We start from the raw sequence: 16,603 nt of genomic DNA on the forward strand, positions 1-16,603 counted from the left end.
AACCTCCTATTTTTTAAAAATAAATATTAGTGCACCAGACACTATTAATGAATAATTAACTAATATAGCTAATCAAATGTATTCATTTAAACTATTAATCATTGATATGTTAATAAGTGGAGTTAAGTTAACCATTATTTTTATTATTTTATTATTTACACTAAAACTAAGCAATGGCAAAAAATAGTCTATTCATGTGAAATACAATAGTATCCCTGATAAAAAAATTAATGATAATTCTTTTTTATCAGGAGCGATTTTAAAAATTAATATTAATATGACAAAAATAGTTATAATTAATGAAAATTGTTTAAAAAAATTATTTATAAAAAAATTAATAACTCCATAGTCATTTAAATAATTTCTATAAAAAATTATAGATCAGAGAAAATAAATTATTAAGTTAGTTATTGAAATAATAAAACTAGTTAATATATAAGCGAGAATTATTTTTTTAGATTTAATTTTTGAACTTATTAAATGATTTCAGATTCCACTTTGATAATCTTTATAAAGATATCAATTAAAAAACATAAAAAATAGAATAAAACTTATATTTATAAATTGACCTCTAATATTTATAAATTCCATTTTCTCTTCAAAACTTATTTCAGCAATAATAAGGGTTGCTATATCAAGAATCAAAAAATAAAAATAAAAAATAAATAAAAACCCGAGTATTAAATATCACTTACTTTTCATTCTTTTAAAATTAAATATAATTATATCCAACATAAAATCACATCCTAATAAAATTATATACTTAATAAAATTTTAAAGTTTGAAATATTATTTAAAAAAAGATAAGATTAACTAGGAAATAAAATTTCTCAAATAGATTTATACATAGAGGAATTAGTATGGAAGAATTAAAATTTTTAGCTATCTTAAAATCAATGGCCAATAAAAGTATCGATGATATAAACTCATATATTGCAAATTTTATACTAAACAATCTCAAAATTATTAATGACTATAGTCTTGAAAAATTGGCTTTAGAGACAAATACTTCTAAACCATCCATCATTCGATTTTGTAATAAGACTGGTTTATCAGGTTTTAGTGAATTAAAGTTTCAAATTAAAAACTTATTAAAAAATAATTTAAAATTGAATGATCAGTTTAATTTCAAAAAACAATTAATAGATAATAATGATAAATATCTAAATTATTTAGAAATTAAAAACAAGTCTTCCGATATTGTTTTAAAAAGATATCTTTCAAATGAAGATAAATTAAAAGAACTCTTAGATAAAATATCTAAAGCAAATTCAATTTATATGTTTGGAATGAATTTATCTTATAATTTATCAAGAAACTTTGTTCAAAGAATTAGATGGTTAAATAAAACTATAATACAAGAAAGAGATTTAAATTCTATAGAGTCCTACGTTCAACAGATTAATAAAAATGATGTTGTATTTATTTTGAGCTTATCTGGAAATAGTAAATATCTAATTGAATTTGCATCAAAGTTAAAAGACAAGACATATATTTTTGGAATTCTTGGCGATAATGGAGAAATAAAAAAGTATTGTGATAATGTAATTGAAATACCACAACTGGAAGATAAAATTTGAGACTCATTTTCAATAAGGGGTCAATGTTTAATCCAAATTTTGGACTATATTTATATGGATTTAACAAATCACTTACTTAAGAAGGTACAAGTTGATTAACTAAGGTACAGCATTAACTAGAACTCTTAATTATTTTTTTGCTTTAAGTAATATTAAAGTGAAAGGAATAATAAGTATGAAAAGGTTAGGGTTTAAAAATCAAAAAAATATGGAAAAAATTAATGCTAAAAAATCAAGAAATGGTTTATTAAATAAATTTCAAAAGCTAGGAAGAACATTTATGCTTCCAATTGCAATGTTGGCTTTTTGTGGAATTTTATTAGGAATTGGTGCTTCACTTACTTCTAATGCAACTATTGTACAAATACCTTGGTTAAAAACTAGAGGTCTATATGATTTTTTTGTTTTATTAAAAACAATTGGGGCAATTGGATTTACTTTTTTGCCATTTATGTTTGCTATGGCTATTCCAATAGGTTTAGCTTCTGATAATCAAGGATCAGCTGCCTTTAGTGGCTTTATTGGTTATGTTACAATGCTTTTTGTTATTAATTTTACTTTAAATGTTTTACCTGAGAATTTGACCTCAGAAGGGACATTTATTGGTAAATCAACACAATCAATTTTGGGTATTAAAACTATGGATATTGGAGTATTAGGAGCTATATTTGTTGGTCTATTAGTATATTGGCTACATGAAAAATTTCAATATATTAGTTTGCCAAATTCAATATCATTTTGAGGAGGTACTAGATTTGTTCCAATAATCTCATTGTTAATATTTTCTGCAATAGCAATACCTACAACATTTATATGACCTTGTTTTAATCAATTAATATATTGAATTGGCTTAGGAGTACAAAAAGTAGACTGATTTGGTCCTTTCTTATATAGATTTACAGAAAGTTTAGTAAGACCCACAGGGATGCATCACGTTATAAATACAATTGTTAGATTTTCAGCTGTTGGAGGAACGATTGTTCTTCCAAGTGGAGAAAAAATTACAGGAGCATTAAATATTTTTTATAAGGAGTTAGAATTAGGATTGCCAATTTCTGCATCAGCAACTAGATTTCTATCTCAAGGATATATGCCTACGGTAATGTTTGGTCTACCAATGGCAGCAATTGCCATATATGTTCTTGCAGAAAAAGAACAGAAAAAAATGGTAAAGTCTGTAATAATACCTGGAATTGTTGCAAGTGTTGTAGGGGGAATTACCGAACCCTTAGAATTTCTATTTCTATTTGTTGCTCCCTTGTTATATTTAGTTCATTGTTTTTATATTGGACTAGCATATATGATTGTGGGATTATTACAAGTAAAAATTGGAAATACAGATGGCAATATTATTGATTTTATTGTTTTTGGATTAATGCAGGGGTTAGTAACTAAATGATACTATATTCTACTAGTTGGTCCAATTTGGGGAGCACTCTATTTCTCAACCTTTTATTTTTATATAAAATATAGAGATGTAAAAACTATTGGTAGAGAAGCATTAAGCGAAGAAGAAAAAATTAATTTAATAAGTAATGAGAAAAATGAAAAAATAGATACTTCAAATGAGGTGGCTGTAAAATATATTGAATTGTTAGGGGGAAAAGAAAATATAAAAACTTTAAATAATTGTTATACAAGGTTGCGAATTACTTTAAATAATCCTAAAAATATTTCCCAAGAAGCAGTAAAAGATTTAGGAGCAATAGCAATTAAGTATATCGATGATTATAATATTCAAATAATTATTGGCCCAAAAGTTGAGAAACTAAAAAATGAAATTGCAAAATTAATAAGAAACTAGGTGAAAATAATGAATAAAGACTTTAATAGAAAAATTGATAGATCAAAAAACAATGAAAGAAAATGATCTATTGAATACTTAGAAGAAAACTATAAAATTGATTTTTCAAAAAAATTTTATAATCTATCAATTGCGGACTTAGACTTTCAAACACCAAAACCCATTGTCAAATCAATAATTTCTAGAGCTAAGAAAAAAACTTATAGTTATACTTACACGAAAAGAGAGTCTCTAGAAGCAATTAAAATTTGATATGAGAAAATGCATAATATAATTCTAGAAATTGATTTGATAAAGTTAGTTCATGGAACAGTAAATGCAATGTTTGAAGTAGTAAAGTGTTTTACTAAGAAAAATGAATCAGTTTTGATTCAATCACCAATATATCAACCATTTGAAAGATCAATTATTAAAACAAAAAGAAATGTAATATATAATAATCTAATTTATAAAAATAATAATTATTATATTGATTTTGAAAATTTTGAAAGTCAAATTATTAAAAATAAAATAAAACTATTTTTATGATGTAATCCTCATAATCCTGGAGGAAGGGTTTGAGAAGAAACAGAAATACTTAAAATTATAGAGATATGTAATAGACATAGTGTTCTAATATTTTCTGATGAAGTTCATGGAGATTTGATTTTAAATCAAAAACATAATTCTTTATTAAATTACTCGTCTCAATTTAATAATTTTATAGTATGTAATTCGCCAAATAAAACTTTTAATTTAGGAGGTTTAAAGGGGTCGTATATGATTTGTTCTAATAAAAAAATATTAGAACAAATTTCAAATCAATACGAGTCTGATTCCTTAACTTCTTCAAATATCTTTTTTCAACCAGCCTTGATAAGTGCATATACAAATTCCTATTCTTATAATTGATTACAAACGCTAAAAAAATATATATACTCAAATTATATTTTTTTAACTCAGGAATTATCTAGTTTTAAGAGTTTAGAAATTATGCAAATGCAAGCTTCCTATCTAGTTTGAATAAAACTGAGATTAAATTTGGGTTTAAAAGAACTAAAGCAACACTTTATAGATAATAACTTAATTTTAAGCTATTCAGATGACTTTGCCGATTGTAAAGATATCTGAATTAGGCTAAATATAGGTATAAATAAAATAAATTTAAAAGAGGTAATTAATAAAATAAAATTAGTATTATTAATTACAAAAGGAGAAAAAAATGAAAATAATTAATACTTTAAAGGCACCTAAAGCAATAGGTCCTTATTCACAAGCTATATTAACTGAAGAAAACTTTTTATATATTTCTGGACAATTAGGATTAAATCCTGAGACAATGAATTTAGAAGAAAATATTGAATTGCAAACAAAAAGAGTTTTACAAAATATTGATGAGATATTAAAAGAAGCTAATTTTACTAAAAAAAATATAATTAAAACTACAATATTAATTGAAAATATGTCCAATTTTGATGTAATTAATAATATTTATGCTGACTATTTTGGTGAACATAAACCAGCCAGAAGTGCCTTTGAAGTCTCAAAGCTGCCTAAAAATGGACTAATTGAAATAGAAGTCATTGCTAAAAAATAAGTAGTTTCAGTTAGAATAATATAAATTTTAAAAAAAGTTTGAAATTTTGAAAAACTATATTATAATAATTAAGGTTTAAAGAAAGAAGCGCACAGCTCACCGTAATTTGTAAAGAAACGGTATAAAACTTATTTATTAGCTATATATAAAATAAATAAATTTTAAGTGTGCTCCTAATCTTTTAACGGCACACTTTTTATTTCGGAGGACAAATGGCAGACAATAAAAAAATAATAACAGATTTTGTAAATAGAGAAATTAGAGCAAAGCAAATTTTAATTATTAATGATGATGGGACTAAAAATGGTCCATTAAACAAATTTGAAGCTTTAAAATTAGCAGAAGAAGCAGGTTTAGACCTATTTCAAGTTGGTATGCAAGATAGTAATACAGCTATTGCTAAAATACTTGATTATGGTAAGTTCAAATATGAACAAAAACGTAAACAAAAAGAAAATAAGAAAAATCAAGTTAAAGTTGAAAATAAGGAAATTCGTTTAACTGTAGGAATTGGAGAGCATGATCTAGATACTAAAGCTAGAAAAGCAAGAGAATTTTTATTACAAGGCGATAGAGTTAAAGTATCATTAAAATTTAAGGGTAGAGAGATTACTTTTCAAGAATTTGGTAAAGAAACATTAGATAAATTCTTTACAAAAATTGAAGATATTGCAAAAGTTGAAAAAGAAGCTAAACTAAATACAAGATTCTTAGATATGTATGTAGTGCCAAAAAAAGGTTAATTATAGGAGGAGAGAATTTATGCCAAAAATGAAGACAAAAAGCTCTTTAGCAAAAAGAGTTAAAAAAACTGGTGCAGGTAAATTAAAAAGAGGTAAAGCTTATAGATCTCATTTAGCACAAAATAAATCAACAAAAAGAAAAAGACATTTGAAAAAAGCAACTTTCGTCTCAGCTGGAGATATGAAACGTCTAAAAGGATTATTACAAAATTAGGAGGTAGAACAATATGGCAAGAGTAAAATTTGGTAAAGTAACTAGAGCAAGAAGAAAACGTTGAATTAAAAGAGCAAAAGGTTACTATGGAACAAAAAAAGCAAACTATAAAAAGGCTCATGAACAAGTTGTACGTTCTATGGCTTATGCTTTTGTTGGACGTAAACTTAAAAAACGTGATTTTAGAAAATTATGAATTATTCGTATAAATGCAGCAGTTAGACCATTAGGATTAAGTTATTCAAAATTTATGAATGGTTTAAAATTAGCAGGAATTGATATTAACAGAAAAATGTTATCTGAATTAGCAATTCACGAACCAAAACAATTTGAATCAATCGTAACTTCATCTAAAAAGGCTTTAGAAGCTAAAAAATAATGTAAATGAGCAAATTTAGCTCATTTTTTTAATTGTGTTAATATTATAATGATTAAAAGAGGTAGCTTATGGCAAAAATATTAGAGAATAATAAAATTGAATTTTCAAAAGAGGATATAATTAGTGCTTGAAATAATTCTCCCAAATTAATTAATAGAGATGAAGATAAATTTAGATTGTGTTTTATATGTAAATTTTTTATGGATAAATTAAAATTTGAAAAGGGAGATTTCTCATGAGTATGTGAATTTATTGATCTTAAAAATTTTAAATTAACATCAGATAATCTAATTGCAATTCATCCACAGTGTAGAGAATTTAGACATAAAGATGATTGCACAAAAATTGTTAAAAAAATAAAAGCAACACAATGAAGTGCTGCTGATTAGTTAGGAACTCTACTTAAGAGTTTCTTTTTATTTTCTCTTATAGTTTAAACCAGTTAAATTTTTTACTTTTGTTAATTTTTTACTTGCTAATTTTCTTGCATTTTCTGCGCCTTGTTCTAATCAAGAATCTACTAAATCAGAGTTAAATAATTCCTTAAATTTTATTTGAATTTTTTCTAATAAATCAACAACTACATTTGAAACTTCTTCTTTTAATACTCCATAGTCCTTATTATGGAAAAAATTTTCTGCTTCTTCAATTGAAATATTTTTCAAAGCTGAGTAAATTGTCAATAAGTTACTTACACCTGGTTTTTTTTCAATATCATATTTAATAACATTTTCTGAATCAGTTACAGCAGACTTTATTTTCTTTTTAACTTCATTAATATCATCTAATAGAGCAATAAAACTTTTTGGATTAGCAGCAGATTTTGACATTTTTTTTGTAGGATCTTGTAGGTCCATTATTTTTGATCCAACTTTTGGAGTGTAATCTCCAGGAATTGTAAACATTTCTCCAAATTTATTATTCATTCTTTCTGCAATATTTCTTGTTAATTCAATATGTTGTTTTTGATCTTTCCCAACTGGTACAAATTCGGCATCATAAAGTAGAATATCTGCTGCCATTAGTGCTGGATATGTTAATAAACCAGTAGGGATAAATTCAGTTCCATTTTCAGATTTTACTTTAGTTGATTTATCTTTAAATTGAGTCATTCTTTGTAATTCACCAATTGTTGTATTACATGTAAGAATTCATCCTAGTTGAGTATGTTCTAAAACATCACTTTGTAAGAATATTGTTGATTTTTTAGGATCCATTCCACAAGCAAAATATAAAGTTACCATTTCTTTTATATTTTTTCTTAAAGTTTCTTTATCAATTGGGGTAGTTATTCCATGAAGATTAGCTACAAATACATACATTTCAAATTCATCTTGCAATGCTACAAAATTTTTCATAGCTCCAATATAGTTTCCTAATGTCATTTTTCCTGTAGTGGTTATACCAGACAACATTCTCTTTTTAGTCATAATTCCTTGCTCCTTGATTTACATTTAATATTATACAATCTTTATGTATTTTTCTTCCAAAAATAAGTAAAATTAATAATAGTTTAGAGGTGAAATAATGCTTTCATTTAGTATTATAAAAAATGATTATAAATCAACAGACAAAGTTGTTTTTCATTTAAAAGAAAAGTTAGAATCAAGAGGATGAGTTTATAATGAAAAGTTACCAAATTATATCTTTATATTTGGAGGAGATGGTACTTTTCTAAAGGCTGTTTCTAAATATAAAGAACAGATAAAAGATGTTAAATTTGTCCCATTTAAGTCAGGGGGAATTGGTTTTTATACTAATAAAAATAGAGTTGAAAACTTAGATGCTACAATAGATTCAATTGAAAAAAATAATTTTAGTTTAAATAATTTTGAATTATTAGAAATTAAAACAAAATCTCAGAATTTAATTGCTGCAAATGAAGTTAAAATTCTTAATGAAAAAACACCATTATATGTTGAAATTTATATAAATAATGAATTTCTGGAAAAATTTCATGGAACTGGACTTGTTGTTTCTACTTCTAATGGAAGTAGTGGTTATATGAAATCAGCTGGAGGAGCAGTAATTTTGTCAAGAAATAGTCAAATATATCAATTGCAAGAATTAGTTCCTGTAAGTACTAATAAATTTAGAACACTAAATGCACCCCTAATTTTAAATGATCAATATATTTTAAAATTAAAATTTGAAGCTAAATCAAATGAGATAATGATAATTGATACTGTTGAATACTCAGTTAATGATTTAGAAATTGAAATAAGACCTTCAAAAGTAAATATAAAAGTAGTAACTGATATTAGTAATTCTAAAAATACAAGTAAAATTCAAATTTTAAGAGATATTTTTATTAAAGATAAGGAGATAATTGAATAATGAATAATATTCTATATATTGTTATTGCCATTTTGTTTATCATTTGTTTTATTTCTTTATTTCTTTATTTTTCAACATTAAGTATGTTAAGAAAGAGGAAAGAAAAATTTGGAATAAACTCAATTGAAAAAGGCTGAACTATTTATGAAAAAATTTTAAATGAAATAGGCACTATTCAAAATATTGATAGTATTAATAATGATAAGATTTTAATTTTATCAAAGCACTTAGTAAATACAAATAATTTAAAGAAACTAAAAATTAAGGCAGAACTTGAGGGAAAAATATTGAGTTTAACTTCAAAAGAATTTTCAATTAAGTTATTTTTAAAAAAATTAGAAGAGGAATTAAAAAATAAGATAAATTAATTATCTTATTTTTCTTTTATACTTATAAATACCACCATCAAGTGTTTTTGCATTATAACCATTTTCTGATAAAAATCTAGCAACTTCGCCACTTCTATTTCCTGCGTTACACACAGTCACAATTGGCTTATTTTCAGGATTCTTTTCTTTTAAAATAGTTTGAAATTTTTTTATAAATTCCTCAATGTGCACGTTTATTGCTCAATCAAAATGAGGTAAAGTCTTAAATTCCATTTCTGTTCTAACATCTAAAGTGAAATATTTATCGTAATTTAATGAATAATCTTCTACTGAAATATACATATAAATTTCTCCCTCTCTAATTAAGATTTTATTCTTTTATTTAAAAAAACTTTACTTTAACTATAAATAAATTATAATTAAATAGAATTCAATTCTGGTTAACGTTTATTAAAAAATTAAACAAAATAATAAGAAGAAATTAAAAAAATAAGGAGAAAAAATATGGCAGATATTAAATTTATGGCTCTTGGTGGTCAAGACGAAAGAGGAAAAAATATTTTTGTTATTAGTGTTAACGATAATTTATATATTTTTGATGCTGGAATTAAATTCCCAGAGAGAAGTGTATTAGGAATTGATGTGATAATTCCAAATTTTGACTTTTTAAAAGCAAATTCAAAAAAAATTAAAGGAATTTTTCTTTCGAATCCAAGTTCAAATAATTCAGGAGCAATTAGTTATATTTTAAGAGAAATAGACGTACCAGTTTATTGCAATGAACTTACAACAACAATTTTAAAATATAGAAATCTAAAATACAGAATTAAAAATAGAGAAAATAATTTTAAAATTATTAATGATAAAGATATCATTAATTTTGGTGATGTAAAAATAGAAGCTTTTAGAACAACAGCTGCATTTCCAGAATCATATGGTTATGCAATTCATACGCAAGATGGTGTAATTGTATATGCAGGTGATTATATTATTGATGGAAATGAACAATCGTATTTCTCAACAGATATGAATCACTTAAATCAAATTGCTCAAAAGGGAGTTTTGGCATTAATAAGTGATGCAGAATATGCATCAAGAATTGGATATACAGTTCCAAATCATAGAATTGAAAAATTTATTGCAGCTCCAATGAAAGATAAAAAAAGACGTTTAATTTTAGGAATGTTTGAAGAAGATGTTTTTAAATTATTTGAAATAATAAAACAAGCAAAGGCAAATGATAGAAAAATAGCAATTTATGGAAAAACAATTACTAAGGTTGTTGAATCAAAAGTAATACAAGAGAGTTTACAAATTACTGAAAAAGACATTATATCTATTGAAGATTTTATGAAATCTCAAGATGGTATTTTGCTTTTAACTGGAGCAGGAGATCTTCTATATGCAAGACTAGCAAAAATAGCTGCAGGAAATGATGATAAGGTTGAATTTACAGAGAATGATACTATTATATTAGCAACTCCACCAGCAGCTGGAGTAGAAAAAAGACATGCTGAAATTTTAGATGAATTATCAAGAACAAATGCAAAATTAATATCATTAAGTGATAAAAATATTTGATCTATGAGAGCAAGTTATGAAGATATAAAATTGATGACAAGAATAATGAAACCAAAATCATTTATTCCAATTAAAGGTTTATATAAAGATTTTTTAAGTGCTGAAAGAGCGGCAGTTGAAGCTGGAGTAGAAAAGAAAAATATTCAACTAATTAATAATGGTCAAATTTTAAAAATTAGTGATGGTGGAAAGCTAGTTATTGGTTCTGATTCAATAAAAACAGCAGATGTAAACGTTGATGGAATTGGTGTTGGCGATATTGGAGCAGTTGTTCTAAATGAAAGAAAACAACTTGCAACTGATGGAGCGGTTATAATTGGTGCAAATGTAAATAATAAAACAAAAGAATTAATATCATTAATAGATATTCAAATGAGAGGTGTTATTTATATTACTGATGAAAATCCTATTTTTAAATTAATGCAAAAACAAATAATTGATATTTTAGAGAAATATAAAAATGAGGCAAAAACAAAACCTGCTAGTTTTGATTTAAATGCAATAAAAAAGGAAATTGTTTCAAGAATTAGAAGTACTTTGAAGCAAGAAACTGGAAAGCAACCAATTGTTTTAGTAATAATTAATGAATTAGATGGTTCGTTTTTTCAACCAAAAATGACTAAATCAAAAAACTCATAGTCTCTATGAGTTTTTGCTAATTGAATGTAAAAAAGGGTTAAAATATATTAAAATCATATGGTAAGGGCAAAATTAAGGTGAAATGATGAATAATAACAAAGGGCTAAATAATGATAATGATCGTACAAGGGCTTTTTCTATTCAAAAAAAACAAAGAAAAAATGATTCAATTTCTTGAATAGTAGGAGCTTTAGTATTATTTTTTTTAAATTTAATGTCATTGGGAAGAATTACAATAGTTGGTCAATTCTTTGATGATGTAATTTTTAATTTGCCATTTGGATGATTTAAATATTTTTTATACTCTTTATTTTTCTTACTAGACTTTTCAATTTATTTTGGAATAAAATTCAAACCTAAAAAAAGGTTTATAGCTATGATTTTTTTAACTTGGATTTGTTTATGTTGACTTATCAGTGCAATTTTATTTATTGTTGCTTACCATGTAAAAACACAAGATTTTATAGTAAAAGATATATGATCAGGAACAATACTAAAAGACTCATTAAATTCTTATTTAACTAATTGAAAAAATAACTCTATCTGAGGTGAAAATAGTGGAACAATTTGAATAGCAGATCCAAGTACATACTTTACAACATGGTCTGGTGGAGGATTAATAGGAACTCTTCTTTCTGGAATATTTGCATATACATCAATATATGTTGGTTTAATTATCGCAATTTTATTTCTTGCTTTAGATATGATTTGAATTTTTACTGGAGATCCTTTCTTTTTCTTAAAACCAAAACATAAGCGTAGAGGTAAAAGATTAAGAATTCTTTCCCTAAAAAATACTCAAAGTGTAAATTATCCAACTTCGGCTAAACCTAAAAGAGAAAGTAATGGAAGAGGAATTTTGAATATTTTGAATATTCAAAATGACGAGACTTTTGATGAAAGAATAATTTTGTCTTCATCAAAAGAATCAGATATTACAATTGAGCTTCCAAGTTTTAATAGAAACTATGAAAATAATATTTATGAAGAAGTAAATACTGATTTTTATAATGATGATTTTTCTAATGTAAATTTGGAAAGTTACAATTCAAATCAAAATTATAAAGAGCAATATGTTAATTCAAATCAAAATTTAACTCAAAAACAAAGTCAAAATAGGGTAGTTGATTATAATTTAGATCAAAAAATTCATGAAGCTAGAAGACAAGCAGAAAATTTAGTTAGAGAAGAACATAATTACATTCCAAGAAGAGAAAAAGACTATAGTTATGATTCTCTTCCATATGATACAAAATATGGTCAAGTATCAACTGAAAAAGCAAGAGAAGAATTAGCTAAAGAAACAAATATAACTCCTTTTGGTGCAAATGGAAAGACAATTGAATTAGTACAATCAAGAAATAGAAAAAATTCAACTAAAATTGAAGAAGTTCAATCAGGTCAAATTACACTAGATCATTTTATTAGTGAAACTAAAAAAGAAAAAGAAGAAGAGAAAAAAATGATTGAAGATTATGGTGATTATACTTCACCAATGCAAGAGAACGTTTCAAGAAATATTTTACATTCTTCGTCATCATATCAATCATCAAATAAAGTTAATCAAACTATGGAAGTTAACAAAAATAAAGCAGTTGAAAAGGAACAATTTGTAAACCATTCATATCAATTACCATCAATTGATATTTTAAAAGTACATGTTGTAAATTTAAAAGACCAAGAAGAAATTACTAACTCAGCCAAACAAAAGGCGGGAAGCATTAATGAAACATTTAAACAATTTGGTGTAAAAGCTAGTGTAAAAAATATGAGCATTGGGCCTAGTGTAATTAAATTTGAAGTACAACCTGAGCCAGGAACAAAAGTTAATAGTATTACTTCATTGGAAAATGATTTGAAATTAGCACTGGCAAGTCAAAATGTTAGAATTGAAGCTCCAATTCAAGGAAAAGCTGCTGTTGGTATTGAAATTCCAAATGATAAACCAGAAGCAGTTCCAATGAGAGGTGTTATTGAAAATACACCAATTGTAAAAATGGGCAATAAGTTATTATTTGCTATTGGTAAAACAGTTACTGGAGAGTTACTATTTGGTGAGTTAGATAAAATGCCTCATTTACTTGTTGCTGGTTCAACAGGTAGTGGTAAATCAGTTATGATAAATGGAATAATCTCTTCAATCTTAATGAGAGCAAAACCACATGAAGTTAAGTTCTTAATGATCGACCCTAAAAAAGTTGAACTTTCAGTTTACTCTGCAATTCCACATTTACTTGCACCAGTTATTAGTGATATGAATATTGCAAATAGTGCTTTAAAAAAAGTTATTAATGAAATGGAAAGAAGATATGCATTATTTACAACATATGGAGTTAAGAATATAGGAGGATTTAATGCTAAACAAAAAACAGATTCAACTAAGTTACCTTATTATGTAATTATTATTGATGAACTTGCTGATTTAATGATGACATCAAATAAAAAAGATGTGGAGGATTCAATTATGAGACTTACACAATTGTCAAGAGCTGCAGGAATTCACTTAATTGTAGCCACTCAAAGACCATCAACTGATGTTATTACAGGTGTTATTAAATCAAATATACCTGTAAGATTAGCTTTCTCAGTTGCCTCATCAATTGACTCAAGAACAATATTAGACTCAAATGGAGCTGAAAAATTAATTGGTAAAGGAGATTTACTTTATACAATTCCTGGAAGCACTTCCCTTGTAAGAGCTCAAGGAGCTTACATTAGTGATGATGAAATTGAGAAATTGGTAAAACATTGTTCAAGTCAACAACAACAAAATTTTGACATAGAATTTTTAAAAGCTGAAACAGAGGAACCAAGTTTTACTGTTAATCTTGGAGCTAGTCAGGACTCAATGTTTGATGAAATTAAAGATTATGTAATTAGAACACAAAAAGCATCTACAAGTTTAATTCAAAGAAAATTTAATATTGGTTATAATCGTGCTGCAAGAATTATTGATGAACTTGAAGAAATTGGTATCATTGGACCTCAAAATGGTTCAAAACCAAGAGATGTTTATATTCAAAATGAAGATGTATATTAAAATCAGCAAATTAGTTTTGCTGATTTTAATTTATTTAACTATATATAATTATATTTGAGGTGAGATTTATGGAAAACCTAGTTAAAAATTTACCAGAAAAATCTGGTTGTTATTTATATAAAAATAAAAAAGATCAAGTAATCTATGTTGGGAAAGCCAAAAATCTTAAGAAGAGAGTTACAAGTTATTTTAATAAGGCTCATAATTTTAAAACAACACAACTTGTTAGAGATATATTTGATATTGAAACTATAGTTACTGACAATGAAAAGGAATCTTTAATTTTAGAGCAAAACCTAATAAAAAAATATCGTCCCAGATATAATATTGTTTTAAATGATGATAAAAAATATCCTTATATTGCTATTACAAAAGAACATGATCCAATTTATGTATATACTAGAAATTTTGATAATAAAAATCAGATATCTTTTGGACCACTTCCAGATGGAACTAGTGCTAGAAATATTCTAAAAACACTAGAAAGAATTTATCCCCTAAGACGATGCAAAGGTAATTTGGGTAAACCATGTATTCACTTTCATATTGACCAATGTTCTGGTGCTTGCTTTAAGGATGTTGAAAAAGAATATTATCAAGAACAAATAACAAAAGTTAAAAATTTTTTTAATAGAACAAACAATGATTTTAAAAATAAACTAGAAGAAAAAATGATTATTGCTTCAAATAATCTTCAGTTTGAAGAAGCACAAAGAATAAAAAATATTATTGCTCATTTAAATTTTTCAATTGTAGAACAATTTGTTGATATCAATGATAATTTAAATCGTGATGTTTTTAATTATTTTGAATCAGAAGAATATATTTGTTTTGCTGTCTTATTTTATAGAAGTGGAAAATTAATTTTAAAGGACCAATTAATTATTAAAAATAGTCTAGAGGATTTAATATCTCTATTTGAAAATTTCATTATGCAAATATACTTAAAAAATATGCTTCCTGATTATATTATTCTTCCTAAAATATTGGAACAAACAAGTTTAAAGTTTTTATTTCAAGAAAAAATAACTTATGGAAATGATGAAACTAGTTTAAAAATATTGGAACTAGCTAGAAATAATGCTAAGGAATATATTAGACAGCAAGAAATTTATAAAAATCAAAAATCAATGAGTAAAGAAGAATTACTTGATAACTTACAAAAAACTTTAAATCTTCCAAATTATCCATATCATATTGAAATGTTTGATGTAGCCAATATATTAGACGAATTTGTAACTGGTGCTATGGTTGTTTTTAAAGGAGCACAACCAAGCTTTAATGACTTCAGAAAGTATAATATTATAATCAATGAAAAAGGTGATTTTCAAAGAATGCAAAATATGATTTATCGAAGATATCAAAAGGAAATTGGTGAAGAAAAAAATTTACCAGATTTAATAATAATGGATGGAGGTAAAATTCAAGTAAATGCTGCTAGGTCACAATTAGAACTATTAGATTTAAATATTCCAATAATTGGACTTGTTAAAAATGATAAACACAGGACTGAATATATTTTGAACTATGATATGCAAGAAATATATTTAGATAAATCTCAGGAAGTTTTTAAATTCTTAGAATTAATTCAAAATAGAGTTCATAATTATGCTATTGCTGGTTTTAGAAAAAAACATAATAAATCATTTACAAGAGATGAATTAGCTACAATAAAAGGCATTGGAGAGAAAATGATTCAAAAAATAAACAATCAATTTCCTTCAAGAATAGACTTTTATAATGCTAGTTTTGAAGAAATAAAGAGTATTGTTAAGAAGGATGAAATTGTTTTAAATATTAAGGAAATAAAAAAACAATTAGATAATAAAAAAATAGAATAATATAGTCATTTTTATAATAAAAAAATGTATAATATTTTAGTTAATAAAAGGGGATTCATATGATAGATAAAGATATTATTTTAACAGCAGAGGGTCTTAAGGAGTTAAAAGAAGAACTAACTCATTTAATCAATAATGTCCGTCCACAAGTTATTGAAGAACTTGTTGAAGCACGTGCACAGGGAGATTTATCAGAAAATGCTGATTATGATGCAGCAAGAAACAGACAGGCTGAAGTAGAAGCAAGAATTAAAGAAGTAGAAGCAATGCTTTCAAAAGCAAAGATTATTAAAGATTCTAATTCAAAAAACAAAGAAGTAAAAATTGGAAGTCAAGTTACATTTACAAGTCAAAAAACTAAAAAAGAAATGACTGTTAAAATTGTAGGAGCTATTGAAGCAGATCCATTTGAAAATAAAATTTCAAATGAATCACCATTGGCAAAAGCAATGATGGGTAAAGTTGTTGGAGACTCAGTTGAAGTAAGAGAACTAAAAGAACCTTATAAAATAACTATTAAAGATATTAAATAATTAGCCT

General features: G+C 25.3%; 17 protein-coding genes. 14 read left to right on the forward strand and 3 right to left on the reverse strand.

All coding sequences use genetic code 4. The features are described 5' to 3' along the window. Positions 1–6 precede the first annotated feature (6 nt). On the reverse strand, positions 7–735 hold the full coding sequence (locus AACL15_RS01175; protein WP_339034525.1) for a hypothetical protein: 729 nt from the start codon (positions 733–735) through the stop codon (positions 7–9). Between the two features lie 125 nt (positions 736–860). Between AACL15_RS01175 and AACL15_RS01180 the strand changes: the two genes are divergently transcribed. The 8 genes from AACL15_RS01180 to AACL15_RS01215 all read left to right on the forward strand — a co-directional run bounded on the left by AACL15_RS01180 (position 861) and on the right by AACL15_RS01215 (position 6,685). Further along, positions 861–1,679 (forward strand): MurR/RpiR family transcriptional regulator, encoded by an 819-nt coding sequence (locus tag AACL15_RS01180; RefSeq protein ID WP_339034527.1) that lies wholly within the window; start codon positions 861–863, stop codon positions 1,677–1,679. A 76-nt stretch (positions 1,680–1,755) separates the two neighbouring features. After that, positions 1,756–3,384, forward strand: a complete 1,629-nt coding sequence (locus AACL15_RS01185) for a PTS transporter subunit EIIC (RefSeq protein ID WP_339034529.1) — start codon at positions 1,756–1,758, stop codon at positions 3,382–3,384. A gap of 9 nt (positions 3,385–3,393) precedes the next feature. Continuing rightward, complete coding sequence (locus tag AACL15_RS01190; protein ID WP_339034531.1) at positions 3,394–4,599, forward strand: MalY/PatB family protein; 1,206 nt, start codon at positions 3,394–3,396, stop codon at positions 4,597–4,599. Continuing rightward, positions 4,586–4,960 (forward strand): RidA family protein, encoded by a 375-nt coding sequence (locus AACL15_RS01195; RefSeq protein WP_339034533.1) that lies wholly within the window; start codon positions 4,586–4,588, stop codon positions 4,958–4,960. The genes AACL15_RS01190 and AACL15_RS01195 overlap by 14 nt, the downstream gene beginning before the upstream one ends. A 212-nt stretch (positions 4,961–5,172) precedes the next feature. Then, entirely contained in the window at positions 5,173–5,703 is a 531-nt protein-coding gene (gene infC, locus AACL15_RS01200) for a translation initiation factor IF-3 (protein WP_339029600.1), read from the forward strand. Between the two features lie 19 nt (positions 5,704–5,722). After that, on the forward strand, positions 5,723–5,917 hold the full coding sequence (gene rpmI, locus AACL15_RS01205) for a 50S ribosomal protein L35 (protein ID WP_339029598.1): 195 nt from the start codon (positions 5,723–5,725) through the stop codon (positions 5,915–5,917). Between the two features lie 13 nt (positions 5,918–5,930). After that, the gene (rplT, locus tag AACL15_RS01210) at positions 5,931–6,296 is read left to right on the forward strand and encodes a 50S ribosomal protein L20 (RefSeq protein WP_339029596.1); all 366 of its coding nucleotides are present in this window, start codon (positions 5,931–5,933) and stop codon (positions 6,294–6,296) included. Positions 6,297–6,364: 68 nt separating this feature from the next. After that, positions 6,365–6,685: a hypothetical protein gene (locus AACL15_RS01215; protein ID WP_339034535.1), complete on the forward strand. Its 321-nt coding sequence runs from the start codon at positions 6,365–6,367 to the stop codon at positions 6,683–6,685. 27 nt (positions 6,686–6,712) lie between these two features. On the opposite strand, the gene trpS is transcribed toward AACL15_RS01215, so the two are convergent. After that, positions 6,713–7,726 carry a tryptophan--tRNA ligase gene (trpS, locus tag AACL15_RS01220; RefSeq protein WP_339034537.1) on the reverse strand — a complete coding sequence of 338 codons (1,014 nt, stop codon included), beginning with the start codon at positions 7,724–7,726 and terminating at the stop codon, positions 6,713–6,715. Positions 7,727–7,823: 97 nt separating this feature from the next. Between trpS and AACL15_RS01225 the strand changes: the two genes are divergently transcribed. Continuing rightward, positions 7,824–8,633, forward strand: coding sequence for a hypothetical protein (locus tag AACL15_RS01225; RefSeq protein WP_339034539.1), 810 nt, complete (start codon positions 7,824–7,826; stop codon positions 8,631–8,633). After that, entirely contained in the window at positions 8,633–9,001 is a 369-nt protein-coding gene (locus AACL15_RS01230) for a hypothetical protein (protein ID WP_339034540.1), read from the forward strand. Before AACL15_RS01225 ends, AACL15_RS01230 begins: the two co-directional genes overlap by 1 nt. Here the strand turns inward: AACL15_RS01230 and AACL15_RS01235 are convergent, their stop codons facing one another. Beyond that, positions 9,002–9,304 (reverse strand): rhodanese-like domain-containing protein, encoded by a 303-nt coding sequence (locus AACL15_RS01235; RefSeq protein WP_339034542.1) that lies wholly within the window; start codon positions 9,302–9,304, stop codon positions 9,002–9,004. It abuts the gene before it with no gap. 162 nt (positions 9,305–9,466) lie between these two features. Here AACL15_RS01235 and AACL15_RS01240 point away from each other — a divergent pair, with 162 nt between their 5' ends. The 4 genes from AACL15_RS01240 (at position 9,467) to greA (ending at position 16,596) form a co-directional block, all read left to right on the forward strand. Beyond that, positions 9,467–11,182 carry a ribonuclease J gene (locus AACL15_RS01240; protein WP_339034544.1) on the forward strand — a complete coding sequence of 572 codons (1,716 nt, stop codon included), beginning with the start codon at positions 9,467–9,469 and terminating at the stop codon, positions 11,180–11,182. Positions 11,183–11,267: 85 nt separating this feature from the next. Then, on the forward strand, positions 11,268–14,222 hold the full coding sequence (locus AACL15_RS01245; protein WP_339034546.1) for a DNA translocase FtsK: 2,955 nt from the start codon (positions 11,268–11,270) through the stop codon (positions 14,220–14,222). A 68-nt stretch (positions 14,223–14,290) separates the two neighbouring features. Beyond that, entirely contained in the window at positions 14,291–16,063 is a 1,773-nt protein-coding gene (gene uvrC, locus AACL15_RS01250; protein ID WP_339034548.1) for an excinuclease ABC subunit UvrC, read from the forward strand. A gap of 62 nt (positions 16,064–16,125) precedes the next feature. Further along, on the forward strand, positions 16,126–16,596 hold the full coding sequence (gene greA / locus AACL15_RS01255) for a transcription elongation factor GreA (RefSeq protein ID WP_422398405.1): 471 nt from the start codon (positions 16,126–16,128) through the stop codon (positions 16,594–16,596). The last annotated feature ends 7 nt before the right edge of the window (positions 16,597–16,603 follow it).

Source organism: Spiroplasma endosymbiont of Cantharis rufa (genome assembly GCF_964019665.1).
Taxonomy (GTDB): domain Bacteria; phylum Bacillota_I; class Bacilli_A; order Mycoplasmatales; family Mycoplasmataceae; genus Spiroplasma_A.